Annotated in this window: 10 protein-coding genes; 7 read left to right on the top strand and 3 right to left on the bottom strand. The window is 66.6% G+C overall.

What is annotated here, in order from left to right:
* The 7 genes from QOJ24_RS10330 to QOJ24_RS10300 form a co-directional block, all read left to right on the top strand.
* The coding region (locus QOJ24_RS10330) for an alpha/beta hydrolase-fold protein (protein WP_526260892.1) at nucleotides 1-257 on the top strand (257 nt) is incomplete at its 5' end.
* A 131-nt stretch (nucleotides 258-388) separates the two neighbouring features.
* Nucleotides 389-1,267 carry an alpha/beta hydrolase gene (locus QOJ24_RS10325; RefSeq protein WP_526260891.1) on the top strand — a complete coding sequence of 293 codons (879 nt, stop codon included), beginning with the start codon at nucleotides 389-391 and terminating at the stop codon, nucleotides 1,265-1,267.
* Between the two features lie 26 nt (nucleotides 1,268-1,293).
* Complete coding sequence (locus QOJ24_RS10320; RefSeq protein ID WP_526260890.1) at nucleotides 1,294-1,776, top strand: DUF732 domain-containing protein; 483 nt, start codon at nucleotides 1,294-1,296, stop codon at nucleotides 1,774-1,776.
* An 11-nt stretch (nucleotides 1,777-1,787) separates the two neighbouring features.
* Complete coding sequence (culp6, locus tag QOJ24_RS10315; RefSeq protein ID WP_526260889.1) at nucleotides 1,788-2,798, top strand: carboxylesterase Culp6; 1,011 nt, start codon at nucleotides 1,788-1,790, stop codon at nucleotides 2,796-2,798.
* A gap of 210 nt (nucleotides 2,799-3,008) precedes the next feature.
* The gene (gene fadD32 / locus QOJ24_RS10310) at nucleotides 3,009-4,898 is read left to right on the top strand and encodes a long-chain-fatty-acid--AMP ligase FadD32 (protein ID WP_526260888.1); all 1,890 of its coding nucleotides are present in this window, start codon (nucleotides 3,009-3,011) and stop codon (nucleotides 4,896-4,898) included.
* A gap of 173 nt (nucleotides 4,899-5,071) precedes the next feature.
* A complete protein-coding gene (gene pks13 / locus QOJ24_RS10305) occupies nucleotides 5,072-10,315 on the top strand; it encodes a polyketide synthase Pks13 (RefSeq protein ID WP_526260895.1) in 5,244 nt (1,747 codons plus the stop codon).
* The gene (locus tag QOJ24_RS10300; protein WP_526260887.1) at nucleotides 10,312-11,862 is read left to right on the top strand and encodes an acyl-CoA carboxylase subunit beta; all 1,551 of its coding nucleotides are present in this window, start codon (nucleotides 10,312-10,314) and stop codon (nucleotides 11,860-11,862) included. The genes pks13 and QOJ24_RS10300 overlap by 4 nt, the downstream gene beginning before the upstream one ends.
* 56 nt (nucleotides 11,863-11,918) lie before the next feature.
* Here the strand turns inward: QOJ24_RS10300 and katG are convergent, their stop codons facing one another.
* The 3 genes from katG to QOJ24_RS10285 are packed head-to-tail and all read right to left on the bottom strand — an operon-like array spanning nucleotide 11,919 to nucleotide 15,598.
* Nucleotides 11,919-14,162 (bottom strand): catalase/peroxidase HPI, encoded by a 2,244-nt coding sequence (gene katG / locus QOJ24_RS10295; RefSeq protein WP_526260886.1) that lies wholly within the window; start codon nucleotides 14,160-14,162, stop codon nucleotides 11,919-11,921.
* 36 nt (nucleotides 14,163-14,198) lie between these two features.
* A complete protein-coding gene (locus QOJ24_RS10290) occupies nucleotides 14,199-14,651 on the bottom strand; it encodes a Fur family transcriptional regulator (RefSeq protein ID WP_526260894.1) in 453 nt (150 codons plus the stop codon).
* 32 nt (nucleotides 14,652-14,683) lie between these two features.
* The gene (locus QOJ24_RS10285; RefSeq protein ID WP_526260885.1) at nucleotides 14,684-15,598 is read right to left on the bottom strand and encodes an MBL fold metallo-hydrolase; all 915 of its coding nucleotides are present in this window, start codon (nucleotides 15,596-15,598) and stop codon (nucleotides 14,684-14,686) included.
* Nucleotides 15,599-15,601: the final 3 nt, after the last annotated feature.

Raw genomic sequence — 15,601 nt, 5'->3', positions numbered from 1 at the left:
TCCTCGAGGGCTTCACCCTGCGGACGAACAAGACGTTCCAGGAGCAGTACATCGCCGCGGGCGGCAAGAACGGTGTGTTCAACTTCCCGTCCGCCGGTACTCACAGCTGGGAGTACTGGGGCGCGCAACTGCAGCAGATGAAGCCTGACATCCAGCGTGTGCTGGGTGCCACCCCGGGGCCGTCCAATCCGACGCCTGAGCAGGCAGCGGCGACGGCGGCGACCACCGACACGGCTTCGGCCAGCACGGGCGGCTAAGCACTGCGGTAACAGATATGTTCGTCTGGCGGCGGTGATCCTTCGGGGTCGCCGCCGTCAGCCGTTTCCGGGAGGCGCGGTGATGTGGTTCACTGCATTGCGCGAGGACAGCTAAAGGTGAGGGTGGGCGAATGCGCGGGATGATTCGAGCGGTCTTGTCGGTAGTGCTGGCTGCGGGCCTGTGGTCCGCGACGGCGCCGATCGTGCGGGCCGACGGTGTCGAGATGCTGATGGTGCCGTCTGCGGCCATGGGACGCGACATCCCGGTCGCCTTCCAGGGCGGCGGCCCGCACGCGGTCATCCTGCTGGACGCGTTCAACGCAGGCCCCGACGTCAGCAATTGGGTCGGTGCGGGGGCGTTCACCACGCTGGCGGGTAAGGGCATCTCGGTCGCCGCCCCGGCAGGCGGCGCCTGGAGCATGTACACCAACTGGGAGCAGGACGGCAGCAAGCAGTGGGAGACGTTCCTCGCCGACGAGCTGCCGGACTGGCTGGCCGCCAACAAGGGCCTCGCACCGAACGGCCACGGCATTGTCGGCGCCGCACAGGGTGGCTTCGGCGCATTGGCGATGGCGGCGTTCCATCCCGACCGGTACCGCTATGCCGGCTCCCTGTCGGGGTTCCTGGCGCCAGAGCGGACCGGTACGGACGGCGCGATCACCGCGGGACTCGCCGAATTCGGCGGCGTCGACATCCGCAACATGTGGGGTTTGCCACAGCTGGGGCGCTGGAAATGGCACTCACCGAATGTGCACGTTCAGCTATTGGCGGACAACAACACCCGGCTGTGGGTGTTCAGCCCGACGGCCCTCGGTTGCAGTGATCCCGCGGCGATGATCGGGTATTGCGCGATCGCCCAGGGCAATAACCGAGAGTTCTATCAGCACTACCGCAGCGTCGGCGGACACAACGCGCACTTCGACTTTCCGCCAAGCGGCGAGCACGACTGGGGCACCTGGGGACCGCAGCTGGCCGCGATGTCGGGCGAACTCGTCTCGACCATCAAGTGACTCCGTAGCGCCGGTACGTTGGAGGAGTGCAGCACACGGTTCGGCGTTGGCCGAGGTGGTCCAGCAACGTCGCCGTAGCGACGTCCCTGGTCGCCCCTGCGCTGCTGACCGGTTGCACGACCGGTGACGGCATGCTGCCGACGATGTCGGTGCAGCCACCCTCGACGATGCAGTCCCGTGCCGAAGCGAAGGCCGGCGGCTCGCAGACTCCCGATGAGGGCGCCGAACCGAGCACGCTCACGGTCACCCCTGCGCAGCGGACCTATCTGGATGCGCTCAAGGCCGCGGGAGTGAAGCCGTCGACGGATCTGCTCGCGCTGAGCATCGGGTCGTATGTCTGCCAGGCGCGCGCGGCCAAGCAGTCCGAGGCGGCCGTTCGCGACTATGTCACCCCGTTGGTGCGCGGCGACGTGCACAGCACCCAACTCAACGCCGTTGCGCCGCCGCCGTCCGAGGTGGACGCGCTGACCGCCGACTACATTCGGATCGCTACCGAACGTCTCTGCTAGCTGAGGGAAATATGGCCACCAAGAGTCGGCGCAAGCGCCACCGGATACTCGCGCTCATCGCAGCGGGTGCGATGGCGCTCGTCGTTGCGCTCGTCGTTGCCGTCGTGTGGATCATGATCCGTCAGCCCGACAAGAGCGACACCGCCTTGCCGCCCAGTGCGGTGCCGCCGTCGGTGCCGACCACTCCGGGCACGAAGCCGCGCCCAGAGTTCCAGGACGCCAGTTGCCCCGACGTGCAGCTGATCTCGATTCCCGGCACCTGGGAGTCGTCGCCGCAACTGGACCCGTTCAACCCGACGCAGTTCCCGATCGCATTGCTGCTCAACGTCACCAATCCGATGCGCCAGCAATTCGGCACCGACCGGCTCGAGGTGTACACCGTTCCCTACACGGCGCAATTCCACAATCCCCTTTCGGCCGACGGCCAGATGAACTACAACGACAGCCGCGCCGAGGGTGCTCAGAACGCGGTGAAGGCGATGACGGACATGAACAACCGCTGCCCGCTGACCAGCTATGTGCTCGTCGGCTTCTCCCAGGGCGCGGTGATCGCGGGCGACATCGCCAGCGATATCGGAAACGGCCGCGGACCGGTGGACGCGGACCTGGTGCTCGGCGTGACGTCGATCGCCGACGGCCGCAGGCAGACGGGCGTCGGTATGGACATCGGGCCGAACCCTCCCGGCCAGGGCGCCGAGATCACCCTGCACGAGGTGCCGATGCTGCAGGCGATGGGGCTGACGATGACGGGCCCGCGCCCCGGCGGCTTCGGCTCCCTCAACGACCGCACCAACGAGATCTGCGCGACCGGTGACCTGATCTGCTCGGCGCCCGAAGAGGCGTTCTCGATCACCAACCTGCCACGGACGTTGGAGATCCTGGGCGGCGGTGCGGGGCAACCCGTACACGCCATGTACGCCACCACACAGTTCTGGAATCTGGGCGGCCAACCGGCCACGGCGTGGACACTGGACTGGGCACGGCAGGTCGTTGATGCCGCTCCGCATCCAAAACATGGCTGATACGTGACCGTGGCAGATTTGGCCAGCGACAGACGGTCGCCTAACATTAAGAAATAACTAAGACTGATGACTGAAAGCCGGGCCCGAGTGCCTGGTCATAGGATGTTGCGGCGGGTAGCCGCCGCCTCGGTAACATCTTGCGGGGCTTCGGATCCGCGCGGACAACGGAGTCCTGCGCGACGCCCGCGTGTGGTTTGACAGGAGAGTGCGATGGGGTTCCACAACCCGTTCGTCAAGGACGGACAGATCAAGTTTCCCGACAGCGGAAGCCTTGTTCTTCACGTCGAGCGATGGACCAAGGTGCGTGGCGACAAAATCGCCTACCGGTTCCTGGACTTCTCCACCGAGCGCGACGGCGTCGCCCGGGATCTGACCTGGGCCGACTTCGGCAGGCGCAACCGGGCGATCGGTGCCCGGCTTCAGCAGGTGACCGAGCCCGGTGACCGCGTCGCGATCCTCTGCCCGCAGAACCTCGAGTACCTGATGGCGTTCTTCGGCACCCTGTACTCCGGCCGCATCGCGGTGCCGCTGTTCGACCCGAGCGAGCCCGGCCACGTGGGTCGGCTGCACGCCGTCATCGACGACTGCCACCCGTCGGCCATCCTGACCACGACCGATTCGGCCGAGGGCGTCCGCAAGTTCTTCCGCAGCAGGCCCGCCAAGGAACGTCCCCGCGTGATCGCCGTCGACGCGGTGCCCGACGAGGTGGGCGCGACATGGGAGCCGGTCGGCGTCGAGCACGACACGATCGCCTATCTGCAGTACACCTCCGGCTCGACGCGCATCCCCACCGGCGTGCAGATCACGCACCTGAACCTGGCCACCAACGTGGTGCAGGTGATCGAGGCGCTGCAGGGCGAGGAGGGCGACCGCGGCGTTTCCTGGCTGCCGTTCTTCCACGACATGGGGCTGATCACCGCGATGATCTCGCCGATGATCGGTCACTACGTGGAGTTCATGACGCCCGCCGCGTTCGTGCGCAGGCCGCACCGCTGGATCCGCGCGATGGCGCGCAAGCCAGACGACACCGGCGGCGTGATCTCCGTCGCGCCGAATTTCGCCTTCGACCACGCCGCGGCACGGGGACTGCCCAAGGAGGGCGAGCCGGACCTGGACCTCAGCGTCGTCAAGTGCATCCTCAACGGCAGCGAGCCGATCTCGGCCGCCACGGTGCGCAGGTTCAACGAGGCGTTCGGCCCCTACGGGTTCCAGCCGCAGGCAATCAAGCCGTCGTACGGACTGGCCGAGGCCACGCTGTTCGTGTCGACCACCCCGATGGGTGATCACCCCAAGATCGTGTACGTCGATCGCGAAGCGATGAACACGGGCACCTTCACCGAGGTACCCGAGGACTCGCCGAGCGCAGTGGCTCAGGCAGGCGCGGGCAAGGTCGGCATCGCCGAATGGGCCACCATCGTCGACGCCGAGACCGCCACCGAACTTCCCGACGGCCAGATCGGCGAGGTGTGGATCAGCGGCCAGAACATGGGCACCGGCTACTGGGGCAAGAAGGAAGAGACCGTAGCGACGTTCCAGAACATCCTGAAGTCGCGGACCAATCCCAGCCATGCCGAGGGTGCGACCGACGACGCGCTGTGGGTACGCACCGGTGACTACGGCGCCTACCACGACGGCGAGCTCTACATCACCGGCCGCGTCAAGGACCTGGTCATCATCGACGGCCGCAACCACTACCCGCAGGACCTCGAGTACTCGGCGCAGGAGTCCACCAAGGCGTTGCGCACCGGGTTCGTTGCGGCGTTCTCCGTGCCCGCCAACCAACTCCCCGACGAGGTGTTCGAAAACGTGCACGCCGGCTTGAAGCGCGACCCCGACGACACCTCCGAGCAGTTGGTCATCGTGGGCGAGCGCGCCCCAGGTGCGCACAAGATGGAAATGGCGCCGATCACCGACGCCATCCGCGCCGCGATCGCGGTGCGTCACGGCGTCACCGTGCGAGACGTGCTACTCACTCCCGCCGGTGCGATCCCGCGCACCTCCAGTGGCAAGATCGGCCGCCGCGCCTGCCGCGCCGCCTACCTCGACGGCAGCCTGCGCAGCGGGAAGGTGGCCAACGCCTTCCCCGACGAAAATGACTGAATTGCAGGCAGGTACTCAAAATGACTGACATAGAACCGGATTCGCAGAACACTGCTCCCGAAGACGGGGCCGCGCCGGCGGCGACATCAGACGACGGAGCCGCGCCGGCGGCGACATCAGATGAGGGCTTCAGGCTGGCGTCCGAGCGGCCCGCCACGCCCGCACGGCCTGACATGACCGTCTCGGAGATGCGCGAATGGCTGCGCAACTGGATCGGCAATGCGACCGGGCAGTCGGCCGACGCGATCGACGAGTCCGCCGCGATGGTCGAGTTGGGCCTGTCGTCGCGCGACGCGGTGGCGATGGCGAGCGACATCGAAGACCTCACCGGTGTGACGTTGACAGCGACCGTCGCGTTCCGCCATCCCACCATCGAGTCGCTGGCCACCGTGATTGTCGAGGGCGAGCCCGAACTCGACGATGCGGACGACGACGTCGACTGGTCGCGCGACCCCGAGGTGGACGACATCGCGATCGTCGGGCTTGCCACCCGCTTCCCCGGTGACATGAACACGCCGGACGAGACGTGGCAGGCGCTGCTCGAGGGGCGTAGCGGCATCACCGATCTGCCCGAAGGCCGTTGGGTGGAGTTCCTCGACGACCAGCGGATCGCCGAACGTGTGGCCAAGGCCCACACCCGAGGCGGATACCTCTCCGACATCAAGGGCTTCGACGCCGAGTTCTTCGCGCTGTCGAAGATGGAAGCCGACAACACCGACCCGCAGCAGCGGATGGCGCTCGAGCTGACCTGGGAGGCGCTCGAGAATGCTCGCATTCCGGCATCGTCGCTGCGCGGCCAGAGCGTCGGCGTGTACGTCGGCAGCTCCACCAACGACTACAGCATGCTGGCGATGTCCGATCCGTCGGTCGCGCACCCGTACGCCATCACCGGTACGGCCAGCTCGATCATCGCCAACCGGGTGTCGTACTTCTACGACTTCCGTGGACCCTCGATTGCCGTCGACACAGCCTGCTCGAGTTCGCTGGTCGCCGCGCACCAAGGTGTGCAGTCGCTGCGGTCGGGCGAGTCCGACGTCGCGATCGTGGGCGGCGTCAACGCGTTGATCACCCCGCTCGTCACCGTCGGCTTCGACGAAGTCGGCGGGGTGCTCGCGCCCGACGGCCTGATCAAGTCGTTCTCGCATGATGCAAACGGCTACGCCCGCTCGGAGGGCGGCGGCATGCTCGTGCTCAAACGGGTGGCCGACGCCCGCCGCGACGGTGACGAGATTCTCGCGGTCATCGCGGGCAGCGCCATCAACCACGACGGCCGGTCCAACGGCCTGCTCGCGCCGAATCCCGACGCGCAGGCCGACGTGCTGCGCAAGGCGTACAAGAACGCGGGCATCGACCCCCGCACCGTCGACTACATCGAGGCGCACGGCACCGGCACCATCCTGGGTGACCCGATCGAGGCGGACGCACTCGGCCGCGTGGTCGGAAGGGGTCGTGCCGTCGACCAGCCGGCCCTGCTCGGCGCCGTGAAATCCAATGTCGGCCACCTGGAGTCGGCCGCAGGTGCCGCCAGCCTGGCCAAGATGACGCTGGCGCTGAAGAATGACAAGCTGCCGCCGTCGATCAACTACAGCGGACCGAACCCCTACATCGACTTCGTGGAGGTGCGCCTGCGGGTCGCCGACACCGTCACCGATTGGCCCCGCTACAGCGGCCACGCCATCGCAGGCGTTTCGGGCTTCGGCTTCGGTGGCGCCAACGCGCACCTGGTGCTGCGTGAGGTGCTGCCGTCGGATCTGGTGGAGCCGGAACCGGAAACAGAAGACGTCTCGGAAGGCAAGCACGCCGCTCCCGATGCCGACGCGGTGTTCGTCGGCGGGGTGCAAATGGACGAGTACGGCGAGTTCATTCCCGAGGATGACGCAGGCGACTTCTTCGGCCAGCACGCGTACGACACCGACGAGCACGAACCCGAAGTTCTCGGCCTTACCGATGAGGCCAAGCGGTTGCTCGAGGTTGCCCGCGAGGAGCTGGAGGCCGAGGAGCCGCACACACCGGTTGTGCCGCTTGCTGTTTCGGCGTTCCTGACGTCGCGCAAGAAGTCGGCGGCCGCCGAGCTCGCGGATTGGATCGACAGTGAAGAGGGCCGTGCGTCCTCCCTGGAGTCGATCGGCCGCTCGCTGTCGAGGCGCAACCACGGCCGGTCGCGTGCCGTGGTGATGGCGCATGACCACGACGAGGCGATCAAGGCGCTGCGCGCGCTCGCCGACGGCAAGCAGAGCCCGAATGTCTACAGCGCTGACGGACCGGTCACGAACGGGCCGGTGTGGGTGCTGGCCGGTTTCGGTGCGCAGCATCGCAAGATGGCCAAGAGCCTGTATCTGCGCGACGAGATCTTCGCCGACTGGATCAACAAGGTCGACGCGTTGGTCCAGGACGAGCTGGGATACTCGGTCGTCGAGCTGATCCTCGATGACTCGCAGGACTACGGCATCGAGACCACGCAGGTCACCATCTTCGCAATCCAGATCGCACTCGGCGAGCTGCTCAAGGCGCACGGCGCGAAACCCGGTGCGGTGGTTGGGCAGTCGCTCGGTGAGGCCGCGGCCGCCTACTTCGCGGGCGGCCTGTCGCTTGCCGATGCCACCCGCACCATCTGCTCACGTTCACACCTGATGGGTGAGGGCGAGGCGATGCTGTTCGGCGAGTACATCCGTCTGATGGCGCTCGTCGAGTACTCCGCAGAAGAGATCAAGACGGTGTTCTCCGACTACCCGGATCTCGAGGTGTGCGTGTACGCCGCGCCGACGCAGACGGTGATCGGCGGACCGCCCGACCAGGTCGACGCGATCATCGAGCGGGCTGAGAAAGAGGGCAAGTTCGCCCGCAAGTTCCAGACCAAAGGCGCCAGCCACACCCAGCAGATGGACCCCCTGCTCGGCGAGCTTGCCGCCGAGTTGCAGGGCATCGAGCCGCGTCCGCTCACCACGGGCTACTACTCCACCGTGCACGAGGGCAGCTACCTGCGGCCCGGCGGCGAGCCGATCCACGACGTGGATTACTGGAAGAAGGGCCTGCGGCACAGCGTGTACTTCACGCACGGCATCCGCAACGCCGTCGACAATGGTCACACCACGTTCCTCGAGTTGGCGCCGAACCCGGTGGCGCTCATGCAGGTCGGCCTCACGACGGCGGCGGCAGGTCTGCACGATGCGCAGCTGATCGCGACGCTGGCGCGCAAGCAGGACGAAGTCGACGCGATGACGGCCGCGATGGCGCAGCTGTTCGTGCATGGCCACGATCTGGACATCCGGACTCTGTTCTCTCGGGGCGGTCCCACCCCGCCTGAATACGCCAATATTCCGCCGACCAAGTTCCGGCGCAAGCCGCACTGGCTCGAGGCCCACTTCACCGGAGACAGCTCGACGCTGATGCCGGGCAACCACGTGGCGATGCCCGACGGCAGGCACGTCTGGGAGTACTTCCCGAAGGACGGCTCCGCTGACCTCGATGTGCTCGTGAAAGCCGCAGCCGGACAAGTGCTTCCAGATGCCAAGCTGACGGCGTCCGAGCGGCGTGCCGTTGCCGGCGAGGGTGCGCGATTGGTGACCACCCTGACCCGCCACCCCGGCGGTGCGAGCGTGCAGGTGCATGCCCGCATCGACGAGTCCTTCACATTGATCTATGACGCCATCGTGAGCCGCGACGGACAAGCCGCCGCGCTGCCGAGTGCGGTCGCCACCGGAACAGCTGTCGCCGAGCAGGTTTCGGCCGCGCCCGTCGTCGAGGAGAAGGACGACGCGGAGATCCTGAGCGATCATCTGACACGGGGTGCCAATCTCGGTGCGGGCTTTGCGAAGTGGTCACCGGACTCGGGCGAGACCGTGCACGACCGGCTGGCGGCGATCGTCGGTGGCGCGATGGGCTACGAGCCCGAGGACCTTCCGTGGGAGGTGCCGCTGATCGAGCTGGGTCTGGACTCGCTGATGGCGGTGCGGATCAAGAACCGCGTCGAGTACGACTTCGACCTTCCGCCGATTCAGCTGACCGCGGTGCGCGACGCCAACCTGTACGCGGTCGAGAACCTGATCGAGTACGCGATCGAACACCGCGACGAGGTCGAGGAGCTGCACGAGCACCAGAAGACGCAGACGCCGGAGGAGATCGCCGCCGAGCAGGCCGCGGTGATGAGCGGCGCGACGCCTGCGACGGTGTCCGTGCCCACGGCCGACCCGCAGGCCGAGCCCGAAACGCAGTCGGACGCCCCGGCTGCCGAAACGCCGATCCCGCCGCCGCCGACCAATCCGGCAGGCCCGGAACCGAGTGCGGCCGCGCTGGCGGCACAGGTGCTGACGCAGGAGGCGGTCACCGAGGCGCTCGGCTCCGACGTGCCGCCGCGAGAGGCCGCCGAGCGGGTCACGTTCGCGACGTGGGCCATCGTCACCGGCAAGTCGCCGGGCGGCATCTTCAACGCGCTGCCCACGGTGGACGACGAGACCGCCGAGAAGATCGCGCAGCGCCTCACCGAACGCGCCGAAGGCACCATCACCGTCGACGACGTGAAGAACTCGCCGACGATCGAGGCGCTGGCGACCATCGTGCGCGAGCACCTCGAGGCCGGCGAGCTGGACGGTTTCGTCCGTGTGCTGCGCGCGCCAAAGGTGGGGTCGAAGGCCGTCCCGGTGTTCGCCTTCCACCCGGCCGGCGGTTCGACCGTGGTGTACGAGCCGCTGCTGAACCGGCTGCCTGGCGACACCCCGGTGTACGGCATCGAGCGGGTGGAGGGCTCCGTCGAGGAGCGTGCCGCGGAGTATGTGCCCAAGCTGCTCGAGATGTATGACGGACCGTTCATCCTGGCCGGCTGGTCACTCGGCGGCGTGCTGGCCTACGCCTGCGCGATCGGGCTCAAGCAGGCGGGCGCCGACGTGCGCTTCGTGGGGCTGATCGACGCGGTGCGCGCCGGCGAGGAGGTGCCGCAGACCAAGGAGGAGATCCGCGCCCGCTGGGACCGCTACGCTCGGTTCGCCGAGCGCACGTTCAATGTCACCGTGCCCGCAATCCCGTACGAGCAGCTGGAGGATCTCGACGACGACGGGCAGGTGCGGTTCGTCCTCGACGCGGTCAAGGCGAGCGGTGTGGAGATCCCCGGCGGCGTCATCGAACACCAGCGCACCTCGTATCTGGACAACCGGGTCATCGACACCGCAGAGATCCGGCCGTACGACGGACACGTCACGCTCTATATGGCTGATCGCTATCACGACGATGCGATCTTCTTCGAGCCGCGGTACGCCACCCGAAAGCCGGACGGCGGCTGGGGTCGGTACGTCTCCGAGCTGGAGGTCGTACCGATCGGGGGCGAACACATCCAGGCGATCGACGAGCCGTACATTGCCAAGGTCGGCGCGCACATGAGCGAGGCGATCAACCGCATCGAAGCTGAGGAGAAGCAGGCGAAGTGACCGAGAAAACCACTGCGATACTGCTGGCAGAACTCCGCGAAAAGCTGGAGCTGGCAAAGGAACCCGGTGGTGAGAAGGCGGTCGCCAAGCGAGAGAAGAAGGGCATTCCGAGCGCGCGGGCCCGGATTCATTCCCTGCTGGACCCTGGCAGCTTTCTGGAGATCGGCGCGCTTGCCAAGACGCCGGGAGATCCCAACGCGCTCTTCGGCGATGGCGTGGTCACCGGCCACGGCACGATAGACGGCCGGTCGGTGGGTGTGTTCAGCCACGACCAGACGGTGTTCCAGGGCTCGGTCGGTGAGATGTTCGGTCGCAAGGTGGCCCGCCTGATGGAATGGGTCGCGATGGTGGGCTGCCCGATCATCGGCATCAACGACTCGGCGGGCGCCCGCATCCAGGACGCGGTGACCTCGCTGGCGTGGTACGCAGAGCTGGGTCGGCGCCACGAACTGCTGCGTGGCCTGGTTCCCGAGATTTCCATCATTCTCGGCAAATGCGCAGGCGGAGCGGTGTATTCACCGATACAGACCGATCTTGTCGTGGCCGTCCGAGATCAGGGCTACATGTTCGTCACAGGACCGGATGTGATCAAGGACGTCACGGGCGAGGACGTCAGCCTCGACGAGCTCGGCGGCGCCGACGCGCAGGCCCAGTACGGCAACATCCACCAGGTCGTGGAGGACGAGAAGGCGGCGTTCCAGTACGTCCGCGACTACCTGGGTTTCCTGCCAGCCAACACATTCGGCGATGCGCCGATCGTCAATCCCGGTCTCGAACCGCAGATCACCCCGCACGACCTCGAACTCGATTCCATCGTTCCGGACAATGACAACACGGCCTACGACATGCACGAGATCCTGTTGCGGATCTTCGACGACGGCGATGTGTTCGACGTCGCTGCGCAGCAGGGCCAGGCGATCATCACCGCGTTCGCGCGGGTCGACGGACGTCCGGTGGGTGTCATCGCGAACCAGCCGATGTATCTCTCCGGCGCGATCGACAACCAGGCCTCCGACAAGGCGGCACGGTTCATCAGGTTCTGCGACTCCTACAATCTGCCACTGGTTTTCGTCGTCGACACGCCGGGCTTCATGCCGGGCGTTGAGCAGGAGAAGGGCGGAATCATCAAGCGCGGCGGCCGCTTCCTCAACGCCGTCGTCGAAGCCGACGTCCCCAAGGTCACCATCACGATCCGCAAGTCCTATGGCGGCGCGTATGCGGTGATGGGGTCCAAGCAGCTGTCGGCCGACCTCAACTTCGCCTGGCCGACCGCCCGGATCGCGGTGATCGGCGCCGAGGGCGCCGCGCAGCTGCTGGTGAAGCGGTTCCCCGATCCGACGGCACCGGAGGTGCAGAAGATCCGCGCCGACTTCATCGAGGGCTACAACCTCAACATGGCGACGCCGTGGATCGCCGCCGAGCGTGGGTTCATCGACGCGGTCATCGAGCCGCACGAGACTCGGCTGCTGCTACGCAAGTCTCTTCATCTGTTGCGAGATAAGCAGATCAAGCGGGTTCAGCGTAAGCACGGCCTGACCCCGATCTAGCATCAACGCACGACACCCCGCGAGCCAGAGGCGCGCGGGGTGTCGCTTGCGTACTGCTACTTCTCCAGATCGAAGCGGTCGTTGTTCATCACCTTGACCCACGCCGCGACGAAGTCCTCGACGAACTTGTCCTTGCTGTCGTTCTGCGCGTAGACCTCGACGATGCCACGAAGCACGGAGTTCGAACCGAACACCAGATCGTTGGCGGTGGCCGTCCACTTGACTGCACCCGATGTACGGTCCCGTCCTTCGTAGACGTTCTCGGCCGACTCCGACGGCTTCCACTCCGTGCCCATGTCGAGCAGGTTGGCGAAGAAGTCGTTGGTGAGCACACCCGGCTTGTCGGTGAACACGCCGTGCTTGCTGCCGCCGTGGTTGACGTTCAACGCACGCAGACCACCGATCAGCACCGTCAACTCCGGAGCCGTCAGGTCGAGCATGTATGCGCGCTCGACCAGAAGCTGCTCCAGCGGCGCCTTCTCGCCGGGACGCACGAAGTTGCGGAACCCGTCGGCACGCGGCTCGAGCACAGCGAACGAGTCCACATCGGTCTGCTCCGCAGACGCGTCCGTGCGACCAGGTGCGAAGTGCACGTCGATCTCGAAGCCGGCGTCGCGAGCCGCCTTCTCGACCGCCGCGGAGCCCGCAAGCACGATCAGGTCAGCCAGCGAGACCTTCTTGCCGACCGAACTGTTGAAGTCCTGCTGTATCTGCTCGAGTGTCGGTAGTACCTGCGCCAGCTCCGAAGGCTCGTTGGACTCCCAGTTCCGCTGCGGCTCAAGGCGAATCCGTGCACCGTTGGCGCCGCCGCGCTTGTCGGTGCCGCGGAAGCTCGATGCCGACGACCATGCCGTCTTCACCAGCTGCTGCACCGTCAGGCCGGAGTCGAGCACCTTGCTCTTCAGCGAGGCGATGTCCGCCTCGTCGATCAGCTCACCCTCGACAGCAGGAACCGGGTCCTGCCACAACTGCGGCTCGGCCACCCACGGGCCCAGGTAGCGATCGATCGGACCCATGTCGCGGTGCATCAGCTTGTACCACGCCTTGGCGAACGCCTCGTTGAGCTCTTCGGGATGATCCAGCCACCGCCGGGTGATCTCGCCGTAGATCGGGTCGACCCGCATGGAGATGTCGGTGACCAGCATCGTCGGCTTGCGACCTGGGCCGCCGAACGGATGCGGGATGATCGCGTCGGCGTCCTTCGCCTCGAACTGCCATGCACCGCCGGGGCTCTTGGTCAGCTCCCACTCGTGGCCGTAGAGCAGCTCCAGGTAGGCATTGCTCCACTGCGTCGGCGTCGGCGTCCACACGACCTCGAGACCGCTGGTGATGGTGTCGCTGCCCTTGCCGGACGCGAACGCGCACTTCCAGCCCAGTCCCTGTTGCTCGATCGGGGCGCCCTCGGGCTCCGGCCCGACGAGGTCGCCGTCACCGGCGCCGTGTGTCTTGCCAAGGGTGTGGCCGCCGACGATCAGCGCGGCCGTCTCCTCGTCGTTCATCGCCATCCGGCCGAACGTCTCGCGAATGTCGTGTGCGGCCGCCAACGGGTCCGGCTTGCCTTCCGGCCCTTCGGGATTCACGTAGATCAGGCCCATGGTGGTGGCGCCAAACGGCTCGGCCAGCTGGCGGTCCTTATCGTTGGTGCCGCCGTAGCGCTGATCGGTGCCCAGCCAGGTGTCCTCCTGGCCCCACAGCATCTCCTCGGGCTCCCAGATGTCTGCGCGGCCGAACGCGAAACCGAACGTCTCGAAGCCGGCTGACTCCAGCGCCGCATTGCCGGCGAACGCGATCAGGTCGGCCCAGGAGATCTTGTTACCGTACTTCTGCTTGATCGGCCACAGCAGTCTGCGCGCCTTGTCCAGGTTCGCGTTGTCGGGCCAGCTGTTGAGCGGGGCGAAGCGCTGCGAGCCCTGCCCGGCGCCCCCACGGCCGTCGAAGATGCGGTAGGTGCCCGCCGCGTGCCAGCTCATCCGGATGAACAGGCCTGCGTAGCTGCCGTAGTCGGCGGGCCACCAATCCTGAGTGGTGTTGATCAGTTCGATGACGTCCCGCTTGAAGGCCTCGACGTCGAGCTTGGAGAACTCTTCGGCGTAGTCGAAGTCCCGCCCCAGCGGGTTGCCCTTCTCGTTCTGCTTGTGCAGCACCGACACATCGACCTGGTCGGGCCACCAGTCCTGATTCTTGCGCGGGGCGTGTGTCTTCGGCTTCGGTGAGTCGATCGCCGGGTTCTCGCTCTCGCTGTGACTCTCCGTCTTGGAATCGTCGTGGGGTGGGCGGGCATCGGATGTATCAGATGACACAGCATTCCTTCCGGGAGTGGGTGATTGGGGCTGTGATCACGGCTGTGATCGGGAAACTTGTGCGGCCGCGCAGTCGGGACACAGGCCCCAGTAGATGACCTCGGCCTCATCGAGGACGAAACCGTTGTCGTCAGACGGGATCAGGCAGGGCGCCTCGCCGACGGCGCAGTCCACGTCGGCGATCACACCGCAGGACCGGCACACGACGTGGTGGTGGTTGTCGCCCACCCGCGACTCATAGCGGGCCACCGAGCCGGTCGGCTGGATCCGTCGCACCAGACCGGCCGTCGTCAGAGTGTTCAGCGAGTCGTACACGGCCTGATGCGACACATCGGGAAGGTTCCCGCGCACGGCACGGATGATCGACTCGGTGTCGGCGTGCGGATGTTCGTGCACCGCCGTCAACACCGCGACCCGGGGACGGGTGACGCGTAGGGCGGCTCCGCGCAGCAGTTGCTGGAAGTCCTCCGCCGTAGGCACGTTCGAAATTCTTGTCCCTTTTCTGGAATAAGTCAAGAAATCTACAACGCGCTTATTTCGAGCCAATCGTCGACCATGAAGCCGTCGCCGCGGGCCACCACGGTCGCGCCGCCGTGTCCCGGATAGTGCGCGGGAATCACCGCCGCGCGACGTCTGGAGGCCTCGGTGAGCACCCGCTTTCTGGTCACCGCGGCGGCGTTGAAGTCCTCGTCGAATGCGCACGGATCCATCGGCCTGTGCAGTTGCATCGGCGAGTGGGTGAGATCGCCGACGAAGACCGCGGACCGGCCCGCATCCAGCCACAGTACCGAGGAACCCGGCGTGTGTCCGGGCGCGGGCCGCAGCCTCAGGGCGTCGCTGATCTGGTGGTCCTCGGACCACAGCTCGATCTGGCCGGCTTCGTCGACGGGTGCGACGCTGTCCTGCCAGACGATTCGGCTGCCGTGCCGGCGCGCCTGCTCGTCCTCGGTGCGGGCGGTCGGTCGCGCGTCCTCGTTGTCCGGATGGAAATACCGGTAGTCGGCCTCCGGGATGAGGTAGCGCGCGTTCGGGAAGGTGGGCACCCAGGAATCGCCGTCGCGCTTGGTGTTCCAGCCGACGTGATCGGTGTGCACATGTGTGTTGACGACGACGTCGACCGACTCGGTTGTGATCCCGGCGCGTGCCAGGGCGCCGAGGAAGTCGGTGTCGAGGTGGTCGAGCGGCGGCATCGCGGGCCGATCACGATCGTTGCCGACGCCGGTGTCGACGACCACCGTCAGGCCGTCTACCGCGACCACCCAACTCTGCATTGCGGCGCGCCAGTGGTCGCCGTCCCAGAACGTCGGTGAGTACTCCGGCGCGAGGTCGTGCCACGTCGATTCCGGAGTCTGCGGAAAGACGCTGCGCGGAAGGTCGACGGGGAGTTCGACGACGCGAGTGATCTCCGCCGTGCCCAGCCGTACTCGGTCGACCACACC

Source organism: Mycobacterium sp. (assembly GCF_032159775.1).
In the GTDB taxonomy this organism is placed as follows: domain Bacteria; phylum Actinomycetota; class Actinomycetes; order Mycobacteriales; family Mycobacteriaceae; genus Mycobacterium.
This window is presented reverse-complemented; position numbering and strand designations above follow the sequence as displayed.

Excerpts from the sequence above, each read along its gene's own strand:
- culp6 (WP_526260889.1), top strand. The coding sequence starts at position 1,788 with ATGGCCACCAAGAGTCGGCGCAAGCGCCACCGGATACTCGCGCTCATC.
- fadD32 (WP_526260888.1), top strand. The coding sequence starts at position 3,009 with ATGGGGTTCCACAACCCGTTCGTCAAGGACGGACAGATCAAGTTTCCC.
- pks13 (WP_526260895.1), top strand. The coding sequence starts at position 5,072 with ATGACCGTCTCGGAGATGCGCGAATGGCTGCGCAACTGGATCGGCAAT.
- QOJ24_RS10325 (WP_526260891.1), top strand. The coding sequence starts at position 389 with ATGCGCGGGATGATTCGAGCGGTCTTGTCGGTAGTGCTGGCTGCGGGC.